This is a genomic window from Pseudomonas sp. LBUM1646 (assembly GCF_059716165.1).
The window spans coordinates 1935925-1950456 of sequence record NZ_CP166810.1; the positions used below are offsets into that span (position 1 = coordinate 1935925).

The window sequence follows — 14532 nt, forward strand, 5'->3', positions numbered from 1 at the left end:
ATCACCGCTAAGAGTGTGGCACAACAATGGCGGCAGATAATTGATCGACGGCAGTTATTCGCCCAGCGGCGTCCCGGCTTTAATTGACGCTCCACCCCCAACCCTCTAACCTTCGCGGCTTGTTTCAGGTGCTCTGTGACCGTGGTCGACAGAGTGAAACAGGGAAGCCGGTGAGTGCGTTCATTCGACGAATGAACAACCACGATCCCGGCGCTGCCCCCGCAACGGTAAATGAGTGAAAAACTGCGCTTTGAGCCACTGTGTTGAAAAACATGGGAAGGCGCGCAGCCAGGCGCAAGCCGCTCATGAGCCCGGAGACCGGCCTGATCCATCCAGCGGCATCACGGTGGGCGATGCCAGGCTTTTTGCCGTCTATTCTTGTGCCTGCCCGCCGTTATCCAGTCTCAACGGAGAGCTCCCCCATGACTGATACCCCCGATCGTGACGAACGCCACCTGGCGCGCATGCAGCGCAAAAAAGCCGTGATTGACGAACGCATCGCTAACTCGCCGAACGAATGTGGCCTGCTGCTGGTGTTGACCGGCAACGGCAAGGGTAAAAGCAGCTCGGCCTTCGGCATGCTCGCCCGCTCCATGGGCCATGGCATGCAGTGCGGTGTGGTGCAGTTCATTAAGGGGCGCAACAGCACCGGCGAAGAGTTGTTCTTCCGCCGCTTCCCGGAGCAAGTGCGCTTTCATGTGATGGGCGAGGGCTTCACCTGGGAAACCCAGGACCGCCAGCGCGACATCGCCGCCGCCGAAGCCGCGTGGGAAGTGTCCCGCGAACTGCTGCGCGATCCGTCGATTGGTCTGGTGGTGCTGGATGAACTGAACATCGCCCTCAAGCACGGTTACCTCGACCTCGATCAAGTCCTCAGCGACTTGCAGGCCCGTCCGCCGATGCAACACGTGGTGGTCACCGGTCGCGGCGCCAAGCCGGAAATGATCGAACTGGCCGACACTGTCACCGAAATGGGCGTGATCAAGCACGCGTTCCAGGCCGGGATCAAAGCGCAAAAAGGCGTCGAACTGTGAATCAACCCCGTCATTGCCCGGCGGTACTGATCGCCGCGCCGGCCTCCGGTCAGGGCAAGACCACCGTCACCGCCGCACTAGCCCGATTGCATCGCAATCAGGGGCGCAACGTGCGCGTGTTCAAATGCGGCCCGGACTTCCTCGACCCGATGATTCTCGAGCGCGCCAGCGGTGCGCCGGTGTATCAATTGGACATGTGGATGGTCGGCGAGCAGGAAAGTCGTCGACTGTTGTGGGAAGCCGCCGGTGAAGCCGATCTGATCCTGATCGAAGGCGTCATGGGCCTGTTCGACGGCACGCCGTCCAGCGCCGATCTGGCGCGGCACTTCGGCGTGCCGGTGCTCGGCGTGATCGACGGCACCGCCATGGCCCAGACCTTTGGTGCGCTGGCGTTGGGGCTGGCGAAGTATCAGCCGGACTTGCCGTTTGCCGGTGTCCTGGCCAACCGCGTCGGCACCTTGCGTCACGCGCAATTGCTCGAAGGCAGCCTGACCGAAGGCTTGCGCTGGTACGGTGCGTTGTCCCGGGAAACCGGGATCGAATTGCCGAGTCGTCACCTCGGCCTGGTCCAGGCCAGCGAGTTGAACGACCTCGATCTGCGCCTCGATGCCGCTGCCGACGCGTTGGCCAGCAGTTGCGAGGTAGCGCTGCCACCGGCCGTCGAATTCGCCGCCCCGGATGTGCTCGAAACCGAGCCGTTGCTGGCCGGCGTGCGCATTGCTGTGGCCCGTGACGAAGCATTTGCCTTCACCTACGGCGCCAGCCTGGATCTGCTGCGAGCGATGGGCGCCGAGCTGGCGTTTTTCTCGCCGATCCGCGATAGCCAATTACCCGAAGCCGACAGCCTGTATTTACCGGGCGGTTACCCCGAGCTGCACCATGTGGCGTTGTCGCAAAACACCTCGATGCTCAACGCTATTCGCGCGCACCACGTCGCGGGTAAACCGTTGCTGGCCGAATGCGGTGGCATGCTGTATCTGCTCGATTCCTTGACCGATGTCGAAGGCACTCGCGCTGAACTGGTCGGCTTGCTGGCGGGGGATGCGGTGATGCAAAAGCGTCTGGCGGCGTTGGCGTTGCAGGCGGTCGAGTTGCCCGAAGGTTCGTTGCGCGGGCATACCTATCATCATTCTTTGACCAGTACAGAACTTGAGCCGATTGCCCGGGGCCTGAGCCCCAATGGCGGGCGCGGGGCAGAAGCGGTTTATCGTCAGGGGCGGATGACCGCGTCCTACGTGCATTTTTATTTCCCGTCCAATCCGCAAGCGGTGGCGGCGTTGTTCAAGCCATGAAGTCAGATGATCTTGCGTTCAGCGAAGCTGAGCGCGCGGCGGTCTACCGAGCTATCGGCGAACGTCGCGACATGCGTCACTTCAGCGGCGGCACCGTCGAACCGCAACTGCTGCGCCGCCTGCTCGAAGCCGCACATCAGGCGCCCAGTGTTGGCCTGATGCAACCCTGGCGCTTCATCCGCATCAGCGATAAAGCCCTGCGCGGCCAGATCCAGCAACTGGTGGAAGAAGAACGCATCCGCACCGCCGAAGCCCTCGGCGAGCGCACCGATGAATTCATGAAGCTCAAGGTCGAAGGCATCAACGACTGCGCCGAAGTGCTGGTTGCCGCGCTGATGGACGACCGCGAGCGTCACATCTTCGGTCGTCGCACCTTGCCGGAAATGGACATGGCCTCGCTGTCCTGCGCGATCCAGAACCTCTGGCTGGCGTCCCGCGCCGAAGGGCTGGGGATGGGCTGGGTGTCGCTGTTCGAGCCGCAAGCCCTGGCGGACCTGTTGGGTTTACCCGCCGGCGCCAAGCCGTTGGCTGTTCTTTGCCTGGGCCCGGTCAAGGAATTCTATCCGGCGCCGATGTTGGTACTCGAAGGCTGGGCGCAGGCGCGTCCGCTCAGTGAACTGCTGTATGAAAATTATTGGGGAGTGAGTCAATGAGTGTGGCGTTGTTGAGTGTCGCCGCGGTTGCGCTGGATGCGCTGCTGGGTGAACCCAAGCGCTGGCATCCGCTGGTGGCGTTCGGCCGTTTTGCCGATCGCATCGAGCAACGTTTCAACTCCGGTGGCCGCGGCTGGCGCAGTCATGGCGTCACCGCTTGGGTGATCTCGGTGTTGCCGCTGACCTTGTTGGCCACGGCGCTTTCATGGGCGCCCTACGTGGGTTGGCTGGTCGAGATTCTGGCGCTGTATTGCGCCCTCGGCATGCGCAGCCTCGGCGAACACGTCGAGCCAGTGGCCAAGGCCCTGCGCAGTGATGATCTGGAAGAAGCGCGCAAACGCGTGGGTTATCTGGTCAGCCGCCAGACCAGCGAACTGGATAAAACCGAAGTCGCCCGCGCCGCCACCGAGTCGGTGCTGGAAAACGGCAGCGACGCAATATTCGCCGCGCTGTTCTGGTTTGCCGTGGCTGGTGCGCCGGGCGTGGTGCTCTATAGACTGAGCAACACCCTCGACGCCATGTGGGGCTATCGCAACGAACGCTTCGAACGGTTCGGCTGGGCGGCGGCAAAAATCGACGACGTCCTCAACTACATTCCTGCACGTCTGGTGGCATTGACCTACGCACTGCTGGGCAAAACCCGACTGGCGTTGAAATGCTGGCGCACCCAAGGCCCGACCTGGGACAGCCCGAATGCCGGGCCGGTGATGGCGGCGGGTGCCGGTGCGCTGGGTGTCGAGTTGGGCGGGGCGGCAATTTATCACGGCGAACTGCATCAGCGTCCGCAACTCGGCGAAGGCCCGGCGGCGGATGCCGATTCCATTGACCGTGGCTGGCAATTGGTCCAGCGCGGCGTATGGTTATGGCTGCTGATTCTCTGCGTGGGAGCTGAATTCTATGCTTGAGCACGGTGGCCGGTTGCGCAAGGCGGCGCTTGAATACGGCATCGCCGAAGCCGATTGGCTCGACCTCTCCAGCGGCCTGGCGCCGTGGCCGTTTCCGGTCCCGGAAATTCCGCTGCGGGCGTGGGCGCGACTGCCGGAAACCGATGACGGTCTGGAGCAGGCCGCCCGTGATTACTACGGCGCCACCCAAGTGCTGCCGGTGGCCGGGTCGCAGATGGCGATCCAGTTGCTGCCGCGTTTGCGTCGGGCCGGCAAGGTCGGCGTGTTGTCGCCTTGTTATGCCGAGCACGCTGAGGCGTGGCGCCGCAATGGCTACATCGTGCGTGAAGTGCTGGAGCAGGAAGTCGACTTCTTTCTCGACAGCCTCGACGTGCTGGTGGTGGTCAACCCGAACAATCCGACGGGCCTGAGCCTCAGCCCTAGTCGTCTGCTCGACTGGCACTCGCGACTCGCCCAGCGCGGTGGCTGGCTGGTGGTGGACGAAGCGTTTATGGACAACACGCCACAACTGAGCGTCGCGCCGTTTGCCAATCAGGTCGGATTAATCGTGTTGCGCTCCTTCGGCAAGTTTTTTGGCCTGGCCGGGGTGCGTTTGGGCTTCGTGCTGGCTGAGCGAAAACTGCTCAAATTGCTCGCCGAGCAAGTTGGGCCATGGGCAGTCAGCGGACCGACCCGGGTGCTGGGTCAGGCCTGTTTGCAAGACACCGAAGGCCATGCCCGGCAACGGCTGCGCAGTGACAAAGCCAGTCAGCGCCTGGCCGCACTGCTCGAACGTTACGATCTCAAGCCCGAGGGCGGTTGCGCCTTGTTTCAATGGCTGATCACCGAACGCGCCGAAGAGTTGCATACCTTCATGGCCCGGCGCGGCATCCTGCTGCGGTTGTTCACGAATAACAGCAGCCTGCGTTTCGGTTTGCCTGCTGACGCCATCGAAGAAGCCCGCCTCGAACAAGCCCTGCAAGCTTTCGCCAAGGAACTCCAATGACTACGTTGATGGTGCAGGGCACCACGTCCGACGCCGGTAAAAGCACGCTGGTGACGGCGCTGTGTCGCTGGGTCACGCGCCATGGCGTAAGCGTTGTGCCGTTCAAGCCGCAGAACATGGCGTTGAACAGCGCCGTGACCGCCGACGGTGGCGAGATTGGCCGCGCCCAAGCGGTGCAGGCCCAGGCTGCCAATCTTGAGCCGCACACTGACATGAACCCGGTGCTGCTCAAACCCAACAGCGACACCGGCGCCCAAGTGATCATCCATGGCCGCGCCGTCACCACCATGAACGCCGTGGCCTATCACGATTACAAAGCCATCGCGATGCAAGCGGTGCTGGCCTCCCACGAACGGCTGAGCGCGGCCTATCCGGTGGTGATGGTTGAAGGCGCGGGCTCGCCGGCCGAGATCAATCTGCGCGCCGGCGACATCGCCAACATGGGGTTTGCCGAAGCGGTGGATTGCCCGGTGGTGCTGATCGCCGACATCAATCGCGGCGGGGTTTTTGCCCATCTGGTGGGTACGCTGGAGCTGCTGTCGCCGAGCGAACAGGCACGGGTCAAAGGCTTCATCATCAACCGTTTTCGCGGCGATATTGCCTTGCTGCAACCGGGCCTCGACTGGCTCGAAGAACGCACCGGCAAACCGGTGATCGGCGTGCTGCCTTATGTGATGGACTTGCACCTGGAAGCCGAGGATGGCATCGACCAGCGCCAGACCGACAAGGCTGATCAAGTGCTCAAAGTGGTGGTGCCGGTGCTGCCGCGCATTAGCAACCACACCGATTTCGATCCGTTGCGTTTGCATCCGCAAGTGGACCTGCAATTTGTCGGCCCCGGCCAGGCGATTCCGGCTGCGGACCTGATTATTCTTCCAGGCTCGAAAAGCGTACGCAGCGACCTTGCGTACCTGCGGGCCAACGGTTGGGACACGGCGATCTCCCGGCACTTGCGCTATGGCGGCAAAGTGCTGGGGATTTGCGGCGGCCTGCAAATGCTCGGCGAACACGTCCATGACCCCCTGGGCCTTGAAGGCGCGCCGGGTTCCAGCGCCGGTTTGGGTTTGCTGGCGTTCGAGACCCTGCTCGAAGAAGAGAAGCAGTTGCGCAATGTGCGGGGGCGGCTGTCGCTGGAGAATGCCGAGGTCAGCGGCTATGAAATCCATGCGGGCGTGACCACTGGGTCGGCGCTGGAACATGCCGCCGTGCAGTTGGACGATGGTCGCTGCGATGGCGCACAAAGTCTCGACGGGCAGATTTTCGGCACCTATCTGCATGGGTTGTTTGAATCACCGGCGGCGAGCAGTGCGCTGTTGCGTTGGGCCGGTTTGCAGAACGTGCAGGAGGTGGATTATCACGCCTTGCGCGAGCGCGATATCGAGCGGTTGGCGGATTTGGTGGAGACGCATTTGGATACCCAACTACTGCGAGAGCTTTGCGGATTTTGAGGGTGCCTTCGCGGGCAAGAACACCGATGATTTTAAGGAATGAACCATGCTCCAACTAATCCTCGGCGGCGCCCGCTCCGGCAAAAGCCGCCTGGCTGAAAAACTCGCCACAGACAGTCAACTCCAGGTGACCTACATCGCCACCAGCCAACCCCTGGACGGCGAGATGAACGAACGGGTCGCCCATCACCGCGCCCGTCGTCCCGCCGAATGGGCGCTGATCGAAGAACCCCTGGAACTGGCCCGCGTCCTGCGCGAAAACGCCAGCGCCGAGCGTTGCCTGCTGGTGGATTGCCTGACCCTGTGGCTGACCAATCTGCTGATGCTCGACAACCCCGAGCGCCTGTCGGCCGAGCGCGATGCCTTGCTGGACTGCCTGGCCTCATTGCCGGGTGAAATCGTTTTTGTCAGCAACGAGACCGGAATGGGTGTCGTGCCGCTGGGCGAATTGACTCGCCGCTATATCGATGAAGCCGGTTGGCTGCATCAAGCCCTGGCTGAGCGCTGTCAGCGAGTCGTCCTGACCGTCGCCGGCCTGCCCCTGACTCTGAAAGGTACTGCGTTATGACTCAATCCTGGTGGCTGAACCTGTGCAAGCCGATCGATGCGGCAGCCGTTGAACAGGCCGAGGCTCGGCAGCAGCAACTGACCAAACCGGCAGGCTCTCTCGGTCGGCTGGAATCAGTCGCCGTGCAACTGGCCGGGTTGCAGGGGCAGGTCAAGCCGAGCCTCGATCAGCTGTGGATCGCGATCTTCGCCGGTGACCATGGCGTGGTCGCAGAAGGGGTGTCGGCGTTTCCCCAGGAAGTCACCGGACAGATGTTGCACAACTTCGTCACCGGCGGCGCGGCGATCAGCGTCCTGGCGCGGCAATTGGGCGCTCAACTGGAGGTGGTGGACCTCGGCACCATCACGCCGTCGTTGAACCTGCCAGGCGTGCTGCATCTGAATGTCGGCCCGGGCACAGCCAACTTTGTGAACGGCCCGGCCATGACCGTCGCCCAAGGCGAGTTGGCGTTGCAGGCCGGGCGCGACAGCGTGCTACGCGCCAGAGCTGCGGGTGCGCAGTTGTTCATCGGCGGCGAAATGGGCATCGGCAACACCACGGCGGCCAGTGCCTTGGCCTGCGCCTTGCTCGATTGCCCGGTGGCGCATCTGACCGGGCCGGGTACTGGATTGAACGCGGCGGGTGTCAGCCATAAAGCGCAAGTCATTGAGCGTGCGCTGGCGTTGCACGGCGCTCAACGCGGCGATGCATTGCAAACCCTGTTCAACCTCGGTGGGTTTGAGATTGCGGCGTTGGTCGGTGCCTATCTGGCCTGCGCCCAAGAAGGCGTGGCGGTACTGGTGGACGGCTTTATTTGCAGCGTCGCCGCATTGGTGGCGGTGCGCTTGAATCCGCAGTGCCGCGAGTGGTTGTTGTTCGGCCATCGCGGCGCCGAGCCGGGCCATCGTCATGTGCTGGAAACCCTGAATGCAGAGCCGTTACTCGACCTCGGTTTGCGCCTGGGCGAGGGCAGTGGCGCGGCGTTGGCGGTGCCGTTGTTGCGCCTGGCCTGCGATCTTCATGGGCAGATGGCGACCTTCGCTGAAGCGGCAGTGGCGGATCGTCCGGCATGACCTTGCGCCTGGATTTGCTGCGCCATGGCGAGACTGAACTCGGCGGTGGCCTGCGTGGCAGCCTCGACGATGCACTGACCGACAAGGGCTGGGCGCAGTTACGTGCAGCGGTGATCGGGCAGGGGCCTTGGGATCGATTGATCAGCTCGCCGTTGCAGCGTTGTGCGCGTTTTGCAGAAGAGCTGGGCGGGCAACTCGGTTTGCCGGTTCAGTTGGAAAAAGACCTGCAAGAACTGCATTTCGGCGCGTGGGAAGGGCAGAGCACGGCGCTGCTGATGCAAACCAGTGCCGAGGCGTTGGGGCTGTTCTGGACCGATCCTTATTCGTTCACCCCGCCCGAGGGTGAACCGGTGGCGGACTTTTCCACGCGAGTGCTGGCGGCGGTCGAGCGGCTGCACGCGGCCTACGCGGGCGAGCGGGTGTTGCTGATCACCCATGGCGGGGTCATGAAGTTGCTGCTGGCCCGGGCCCGTGGCTTGCCTCGCGAGCAGTTGCTCAACGTTGAAGTGGTCCACGCTTCGTTGCATTCGTTGGCGGTCGGCTCCGGCCCGTTGTTAAGGGAAGCGCGCTGATCATGTTGCCGTTCTGGATCGCCCTGCAATTCTTGAGCAGCCTGCCGATTCGTCTGCCGGGGATGCCGGCGCCTCAGGAATTGGGGCGCTCGTTGCTGTTTTATCCGCTGGTCGGCTTGCTGTTTGGCGGTCTGTTGTGGGCGTTGAACGGGGTGATGTCGGGCACGCCGTTGCTGCTTCACGCCGCGCTGCTGCTGACCGTTTGGGTACTGCTCAGCGGCGCACTGCACCTGGACGGCCTGGCCGACAGCGCTGATGCGTGGCTCGGTGGTTTTGGCGATCGTGAACGCACGCTGACCATCATGAAAGACCCGCGCAGCGGGCCGATTGCGGTAGTGACGCTGGTGTTGGTGTTGTTGCTGAAATTCGCTGCGTTGCTGGCGTTGATCGAGCAGGGGAACGGCCTGGTTTTGATTGTTGTTCCCTTGATCGGGCGTGCGGCGTTGTTGGGGTTGTTCCTGACTACGCCTTATGTGCGGGCTGGCGGATTGGGGCAGGCACTGGCTGATCATTTGCCGCGCAGGACTGGTTGGCAGGTGTTGGCGGTCAGTGCTTTGGTTTGTGTCGTGATAGCAGGCTTCAAGGGCTTGGCTGCGCTCGCACTGGCGGCGGTAGTGTTTGTCTGGTTACGCCAGGTGATGATGCGGCGGTTGGGCGGAACTACTGGCGATACAGCGGGGGCGTTGCTGGAATTGCTGGAGATGGCGGTGTTAGTCGGGTTGGCACTCCTGTAGGAGCAAAGCTTGCTCGCGATGGCCGCGCCTCGGTCTTGCTGGCAGAGCGCGTTATCGTTCTTCGCGGGTAAGCCTTGCTCCTGCAGGTAATTCGGCAAAACGCGCGATCCTGTTGCAGGTTTTATGTATCAAAAATTTGCTTTCATTTAACCGCGGGTATATACACGCACCATGCTCGACTCCCAATGTTTATGTACCAACCTGCGTCGCGCTGCCCGTGGCGTCAGCAGGCATTACGACGGCGCTCTCGACGGCTTCGGGATCAACGTTGCCCAGTATTCTTTGCTGTGCAATTTGCAGCGTCTGGATCAACCGAGTATTTCCACCTTGGCCGAGGCCATGGGGCTGGATCGCAGCACCCTGGGGCGAAATCTGCGGGTGCTGGAGGGCGAAGGGCTGGTGACGCTGGTCGAGGGCGAGGACATGCGTAATCGTATCGTCACGCTCACCGAGGCCGGCGCTGAACGACTGAAAGCAGCCTTGCCGGCCTGGGAAGCGGCGCAGCAGCGGTTGATCGACCGCCTGGGTGCCGAAAAACGTGAAACCTTGCTCAAATTGCTGGACGAACTGGCTTGATGCCGGTTTGTTCGATCTTAAGCGGGTATATACCCGCTACCGGAGAATAAGAATGACCTCGATGTGGCGTACTTGCGGTTGGGTGTTAGTGGGGAGTGCGCTGATTCTCGCGTTGTCCTTGGGCGTGCGGCATGGCTTCGGGCTATTTCTGGCGCCCATGAGCGCCGAGTTTGGCTGGGGCCGTGAGACGTTCGCTTTTGCCATTGCCTTGCAAAACCTGATCTGGGGCTTGGCGCAGCCGTTCACCGGCGCATTGGCCGACCGCTTCGGTGCCGCTAAAGTCGTGTTGGTCGGTGGCGTGCTGTATGCCGCTGGCCTGGTCTGCATGGGCTTGTCCGACTCGGCGGTGACCTTGTCCCTGAGCGCCGGCCTGTTGATCGGCATCGGCCTGTCGGGCACCTCGTTCTCGGTGATCCTCGGCGTGGTCGGGCGGGCAGTACCGCCGGAGAAACGCAGCATGGGCATGGGTATCGCCAGTGCGGCGGGTTCTTTCGGCCAGTTCGCCATGTTGCCCGGCACACTGGGGTTGATCGGCTGGCTCGGCTGGTCCGCCGCGTTATTGGTGTTGGGCCTGTTGGTGGCGCTGATTGTGCCGCTGGTGAGCATGCTCAAGGACAAGCCGCTGCCGGTGCTCGGCCATGAGCAGACCTTGTCCGAAGCCTTGCGTGAAGCTTGCTCCCATTCCGGGTTCTGGCTGCTGGCGTTCGGCTTTTTTGTCTGTGGTTTTCAAGTGGTGTTCATTGGTGTGCACCTGCCGGCCTATCTGGTGGATCAACACCTGCCAGCCACGGTCGGCACCACGGTGCTGGCGTTGATCGGGCTGTTCAATATCTTCGGCACTTACACCGCAGGCTGGCTCGGCGGGCGGATGTCCAAGCCGCGTTTGCTCACTGGTCTGTATCTGTTGCGCGCGGTGGTGATCGGGCTGTTCCTCTGGGCGCCAGTCACCACGACCACGGCGTATCTGTTCGGCATGGCGATGGGCTTTCTGTGGTTGTCCACGGTGCCGTTGACCAACGGCACGGTGGCGACATTGTTCGGCGTACGAAACCTGTCCATGCTCGGTGGGATTGTTTTCCTGTTTCACCAGTTAGGCTCATTCCTCGGCGGCTGGTTGGGCGGGGTGGTGTATGACCGGACCGGGAGCTACGACTTGATCTGGCAGGTAGCGATTCTCTTGAGCTTGCTGGCTGCAGCCTTGAACTGGCCGGTGCGCGAGCGGCCGGTGGCGCGGTTGCAAACCCGGATGAGTGCGATATGAACAGTCTCTGGCCGCGGATCATAGTCGCCGGAATCGGCGCCTTGCTGCTGGCCCTGGCGTGGTGGGGCTGGCATCAGGGCGGGTTGGCGCTGATGCAGTTGGGCATGGGTGCTTGCTAGGGCGTTGCGAGGGCGAGTAACTTCGCTTACTGACGATTTTTCAAGGATGCACCGACATGCTGAAACGCTGGCTTGCAGTCCCCGCGTTACTGATGGCGTTTACCGGATTGGCCCAGGCGGCCGACTGTCCGGAGCTGTTGCAGGGCTCATTGCCCAAGTTGCGCGCCAAGGAATCCATCGATCTGTGCCAGCGCTTCGCCGGCAAGCCGCTGGTGGTGGTCAATACCGCCAGCTTCTGTGGTTTCGCCCCGCAGTTCAAAGGCCTTGAGGCGCTGTATCAGCGTTACAAGGACCAAGGGTTGGAGGTAATCGGTGTTCCGTCCAATGACTTCAAGCAGGAGTCCAAGGACGGCGCCGAGACCGCCAAGGTCTGCTACGTCAACTACGGCGTGACCTTCACCATGACCGAACCGCAGAACGTCCGCGGCGCCGATGCAACCCACCTGTTCAAGGTCCTTGCCGAGCAAAGCAGCGCGCCGAAGTGGAATTTCTACAAGTACGTGGTCGATCGCCAAGGCAAAGTGATCGCCAATTTCTCCAGCCTGACCAAACCCGATAACCCTGAATTCATCGAGGCCGTAGAGAAGGCCATCGCCTCGAAACCCTGATCGACGGCCACTAAAAAGCCCCGCCTCTGTACAAGAGAGCGGGGCTTTTTCGATTCAGGTGGCGAGCGGTTCAGCCTCGCCTTGAATCATCAGAAGCGGTAGGTCGCGCCAACACCAAAACCGTTCGCATAGTTTTGGTATTTAGCATCGTAGCTCTGGCCACGGTCGTTGCTGTTGGCGATCTTGACCGACTCTTCACGCAGGTACGAGTACGCTACGTCGATGGTCAGGTCGTCGGTCGGGCTCCAGCCGGCGCCCAGGCTGAAAATCTTGCGATCGCCAGTCGGGATGCGTGGGGAACGGTCGACGTTGTTGGTCGGTGCCTGGTCGAAGGACAGGCCGGTACGCAGTACCCATTCCTTGTTCAACTGGTAGGACGCGCCGATAGCGTGAGCCCAGGTGTCGTGCCAGTTCTGTTCTTCGGTGATGGAACCGAATTGACCGTTCAGGATGGCCGGAACACCTTTGTTTTCGACGGTGATTTCCTTCAGGCGGCTCCAGCGAGTCCAGGTGCTGCCTGCGTACAGGGTCCACTTGTCGTCGAGCTGATGAGTGACTGAGAAGTCCACCGATTCAGGGGTGGTCAGGTCCAGCGAGGCGTCGTACTTCTGGCTTGGGTTTTGACCCACGGCACCGAGGACGCCGTAGTTGACCTTGGTGTTGCCTTCGAGCTTGTACTTCACTTTCGAGTGGTAGGTCAGGCCGACACGGGTGCTGTCAGTGGCTTGAACCAGTACGCCAATGTTGTAGCCCAGTGCGGTGTCATCGCCTTTGATCTTGACCTGGCCATCCGGAGCTGCCTGGGTAATCGACAGGTTCGATTCCAGCTTGCCGTCGATACGGTTGATGGTCGGGCCGAAACCGATCGACACCTTGTCGTTGAAGGCGTAGCTCACGGTCGGTTGCAGGGTCACGACTTTCACATCGCTGGTGCTGCCGAAGTAGCGGCCGGCAAAACCGTGCTCGTAGTCGGTCACCAGGCCGAACGGTGCATACACGCCAACACCGACTGCCCATTTGTCATCGATAGGCTTGACGTAGTAGCCCATCGGCACCGCGATGAACGGGACCATGTCGCCGTCGTTGCTACCGCTGTTAGGGCTGGAGCTGGCTTTGCTGATGTTGGTGTGTGCGTCGAGCATTGCAGCACCGCCGGTGACTTGTTCGCGCTTGATGCGTGACATGCCGGCAGGGTTGCCAAAAATTGTGCTTGCGTCATCGGCAGATGAAGATCGCCCGGCAAAACCTGTACCCATCCCGCTGATACTTTGTTCGTTGATGGCGAAGCCACTTGCGAAAAGCTGGGTGGATGCCAAGGCAACGGCGAGGCTAAGGGTGGTTTTGAGCATTACTTTTTTCATTATTAGAACTCCTGGTGATCACCGGGGCGAAAATTACCAACATTTTCGTCCCAGCGCTATAGCCTGTATGTGTTGAGTTAGAGCGGTTTTGTAGGACAATCAGACCAGATTCGCGACCCGTTGCGGGATCTTCTGAAACCGGGCGGTCAGCAAGCGACCTGATTCAGCGATGAAACACAGGTTTGCCAGGCACACGTAAAGTCACGCAGGCGTCCCTGAGGCTGAAAGGTCTGGCGCCAGATTCGAGCCATGCCCAGCACATCATCGGGATCGGGGAGGGGTGTGTTTTGCTCTTCTACCAACAGCCAGGCGATGGCGGTGGCGTAACGCAGGTTGACGGTCAATTCCAGGTGCGGACTGCTTAAAAAGGCATGCTGGCTGGCCAGGCCACGAACCAGGCTTGCGCGTTCAGGGTCGAGGGCCAGGTAGTGATCCCAGAGTGCCCGGTGACGCGGCTCGGCGATTCGGTACAGGCCATGTCCACGGCGGTCATGCAGGGCGGAGCCAAGGGCTGACTGGCTGGCGGCGATGCCCAGCAGCAGGGATTCGGCAGTCGCGCTATGGCGCCCGAGGTAGATCAAGGTCGGACGGATCACATAACGGCACAGTTCGCTGGCAGCGATACCCATAAAGCCCTCGAAACATGAAATGGGCGGCGATACCTGAAGGGGGGCTTGGCAGCGGTGAATCGACTCAGGCTCGCCGAAAGCGGATTAAGCCGCTTGAGTTGAAGTGTAGTGTCATATTCGCGACGTAAAGGCCTGTTTTTAAAATATTTCCGGCCGCCAGTTATAACCGTTATATCGGTTAGTACTTAGGCGCTGGGTAGGAAAAGAGAAATATCAGGCAATAAAAAGCCCCGCTTTTTGAGCAGGGCTTTTGAGGTTTTCAGTCTTTCTGGCGTCTCAGGCAACCAGTGCCTGGCGAGTACGATCGATTACGGCCTGCAGCGGTTCAGCGCTGGAGTATTGATCGGGGTACAGGCGTTCGCTGTGACGGGCGATGCCGTGTTCGTTGACCAGAGTGAAGCTGAAGCAGCCTTTGCGAGCGGCCATGATCAGGCAGTTCATTGGTGCAAAAGCGTTGGTTAGGGTGCGAATGGCATCCTGAGTGTGGATTTGAGTAGACATTATTAGGTGTTCCTACAAGCGACACGGATAAGAGCCGTGCAAAATTAATACGTTCCAGTGACGACGACCACCATTGGTCGAACGAAGAACCCGACTGGAACAAAGCAGCCAGTTTGAAGCGCTGATAATTGGCGCGCTTGGGCTGGCAGGTAGGTACTTAGGAGGGCAGGCAACACATCAAGGGCAAAGGTTCTGGGCCCGGGGTGAAGATCCTGATCAATTTGCAGGCTGGTT

Annotated in this window: 17 protein-coding genes and 1 riboswitch; of the genes, 14 read left to right on the top strand and 3 right to left on the bottom strand. The window is 61.2% G+C overall.

All coding sequences use genetic code 11. The annotated features are described in order from the left end of the window. Positions 1 to 109: 109 nt before the first annotated feature. A riboswitch (cobalamin riboswitch) is annotated at positions 110 to 341 on the top strand. Positions 342 to 422: 81 nt separating this feature from the next. The 14 genes from cobO (at position 423) to ACA071_RS08710 (ending at position 11807) form a co-directional block, all read left to right on the top strand. Further along, positions 423 to 1034 (top strand): cob(I)yrinic acid a,c-diamide adenosyltransferase, encoded by a 612-nt coding sequence (cobO, locus tag ACA071_RS08645; RefSeq protein WP_213937078.1) that lies wholly within the window; start codon positions 423 to 425, stop codon positions 1032 to 1034. Next, complete coding sequence (locus ACA071_RS08650) at positions 1031 to 2326, top strand: cobyrinic acid a,c-diamide synthase CobB (RefSeq protein WP_497643954.1); 1296 nt, start codon at positions 1031 to 1033, stop codon at positions 2324 to 2326. The genes cobO and ACA071_RS08650 overlap by 4 nt, the downstream gene beginning before the upstream one ends. Beyond that, a complete protein-coding gene (gene bluB, locus ACA071_RS08655; RefSeq protein ID WP_497643955.1) occupies positions 2323 to 2979 on the top strand; it encodes a 5,6-dimethylbenzimidazole synthase in 657 nt (218 codons plus the stop codon). The genes ACA071_RS08650 and bluB overlap by 4 nt, the downstream gene beginning before the upstream one ends. After that, the gene (gene cbiB / locus ACA071_RS08660; RefSeq protein WP_497643956.1) at positions 2976 to 3884 is read left to right on the top strand and encodes an adenosylcobinamide-phosphate synthase CbiB; all 909 of its coding nucleotides are present in this window, start codon (positions 2976 to 2978) and stop codon (positions 3882 to 3884) included. Before bluB ends, cbiB begins: the two co-directional genes overlap by 4 nt. Then, positions 3877 to 4869, top strand: a complete 993-nt coding sequence (gene cobD / locus ACA071_RS08665; protein ID WP_497643957.1) for a threonine-phosphate decarboxylase CobD — start codon at positions 3877 to 3879, stop codon at positions 4867 to 4869. The genes cbiB and cobD overlap by 8 nt, the downstream gene beginning before the upstream one ends. After that, complete coding sequence (locus tag ACA071_RS08670; RefSeq protein WP_497643958.1) at positions 4866 to 6317, top strand: cobyric acid synthase; 1452 nt, start codon at positions 4866 to 4868, stop codon at positions 6315 to 6317. The genes cobD and ACA071_RS08670 overlap by 4 nt, the downstream gene beginning before the upstream one ends. A 46-nt stretch (positions 6318 to 6363) precedes the next feature. Further along, positions 6364 to 6885, top strand: coding sequence for a bifunctional adenosylcobinamide kinase/adenosylcobinamide-phosphate guanylyltransferase (gene cobU, locus ACA071_RS08675; protein ID WP_497643959.1), 522 nt, complete (start codon positions 6364 to 6366; stop codon positions 6883 to 6885). Beyond that, positions 6882 to 7937, top strand: a complete 1056-nt coding sequence (gene cobT / locus ACA071_RS08680; protein ID WP_497643960.1) for a nicotinate-nucleotide--dimethylbenzimidazole phosphoribosyltransferase — start codon at positions 6882 to 6884, stop codon at positions 7935 to 7937. The genes cobU and cobT overlap by 4 nt, the downstream gene beginning before the upstream one ends. Continuing rightward, positions 7934 to 8509, top strand: coding sequence for an alpha-ribazole phosphatase family protein (cobC, locus tag ACA071_RS08685; RefSeq protein ID WP_497643961.1), 576 nt, complete (start codon positions 7934 to 7936; stop codon positions 8507 to 8509). The genes cobT and cobC overlap by 4 nt, the downstream gene beginning before the upstream one ends. Positions 8510 to 8511: 2 nt before the next feature. Beyond that, positions 8512 to 9243: an adenosylcobinamide-GDP ribazoletransferase gene (locus ACA071_RS08690; RefSeq protein WP_497643962.1), complete on the top strand. Its 732-nt coding sequence runs from the start codon at positions 8512 to 8514 to the stop codon at positions 9241 to 9243. Positions 9244 to 9414: 171 nt separating this feature from the next. Next, complete coding sequence (locus ACA071_RS08695; protein ID WP_497643963.1) at positions 9415 to 9819, top strand: MarR family winged helix-turn-helix transcriptional regulator; 405 nt, start codon at positions 9415 to 9417, stop codon at positions 9817 to 9819. A gap of 52 nt (positions 9820 to 9871) precedes the next feature. Beyond that, on the top strand, positions 9872 to 11080 hold the full coding sequence (locus ACA071_RS08700; protein WP_497643964.1) for an MFS transporter: 1209 nt from the start codon (positions 9872 to 9874) through the stop codon (positions 11078 to 11080). Next, complete coding sequence (locus tag ACA071_RS08705) at positions 11077 to 11199, top strand: hypothetical protein (RefSeq protein WP_497643965.1); 123 nt, start codon at positions 11077 to 11079, stop codon at positions 11197 to 11199. Before ACA071_RS08700 ends, ACA071_RS08705 begins: the two co-directional genes overlap by 4 nt. 56 nt (positions 11200 to 11255) lie before the next feature. Further along, complete coding sequence (locus tag ACA071_RS08710; protein ID WP_497643966.1) at positions 11256 to 11807, top strand: glutathione peroxidase; 552 nt, start codon at positions 11256 to 11258, stop codon at positions 11805 to 11807. An 89-nt stretch (positions 11808 to 11896) separates the two neighbouring features. On the opposite strand, the gene ACA071_RS08715 is transcribed toward ACA071_RS08710, so the two are convergent. The 3 genes from ACA071_RS08715 to ACA071_RS08725 form a co-directional block, all read right to left on the bottom strand. Then, a complete protein-coding gene (locus ACA071_RS08715) occupies positions 11897 to 13168 on the bottom strand; it encodes an OmpP1/FadL family transporter (RefSeq protein WP_497643967.1) in 1272 nt (423 codons plus the stop codon). A gap of 146 nt (positions 13169 to 13314) precedes the next feature. After that, positions 13315 to 13797 carry a hypothetical protein gene (locus ACA071_RS08720; protein WP_133836569.1) on the bottom strand — a complete coding sequence of 161 codons (483 nt, stop codon included), beginning with the start codon at positions 13795 to 13797 and terminating at the stop codon, positions 13315 to 13317. A gap of 276 nt (positions 13798 to 14073) precedes the next feature. Further along, positions 14074 to 14298: a hypothetical protein gene (locus ACA071_RS08725; RefSeq protein WP_003214941.1), complete on the bottom strand. Its 225-nt coding sequence runs from the start codon at positions 14296 to 14298 to the stop codon at positions 14074 to 14076. Between the last annotated feature and the right edge of the window lie 234 nt (positions 14299 to 14532).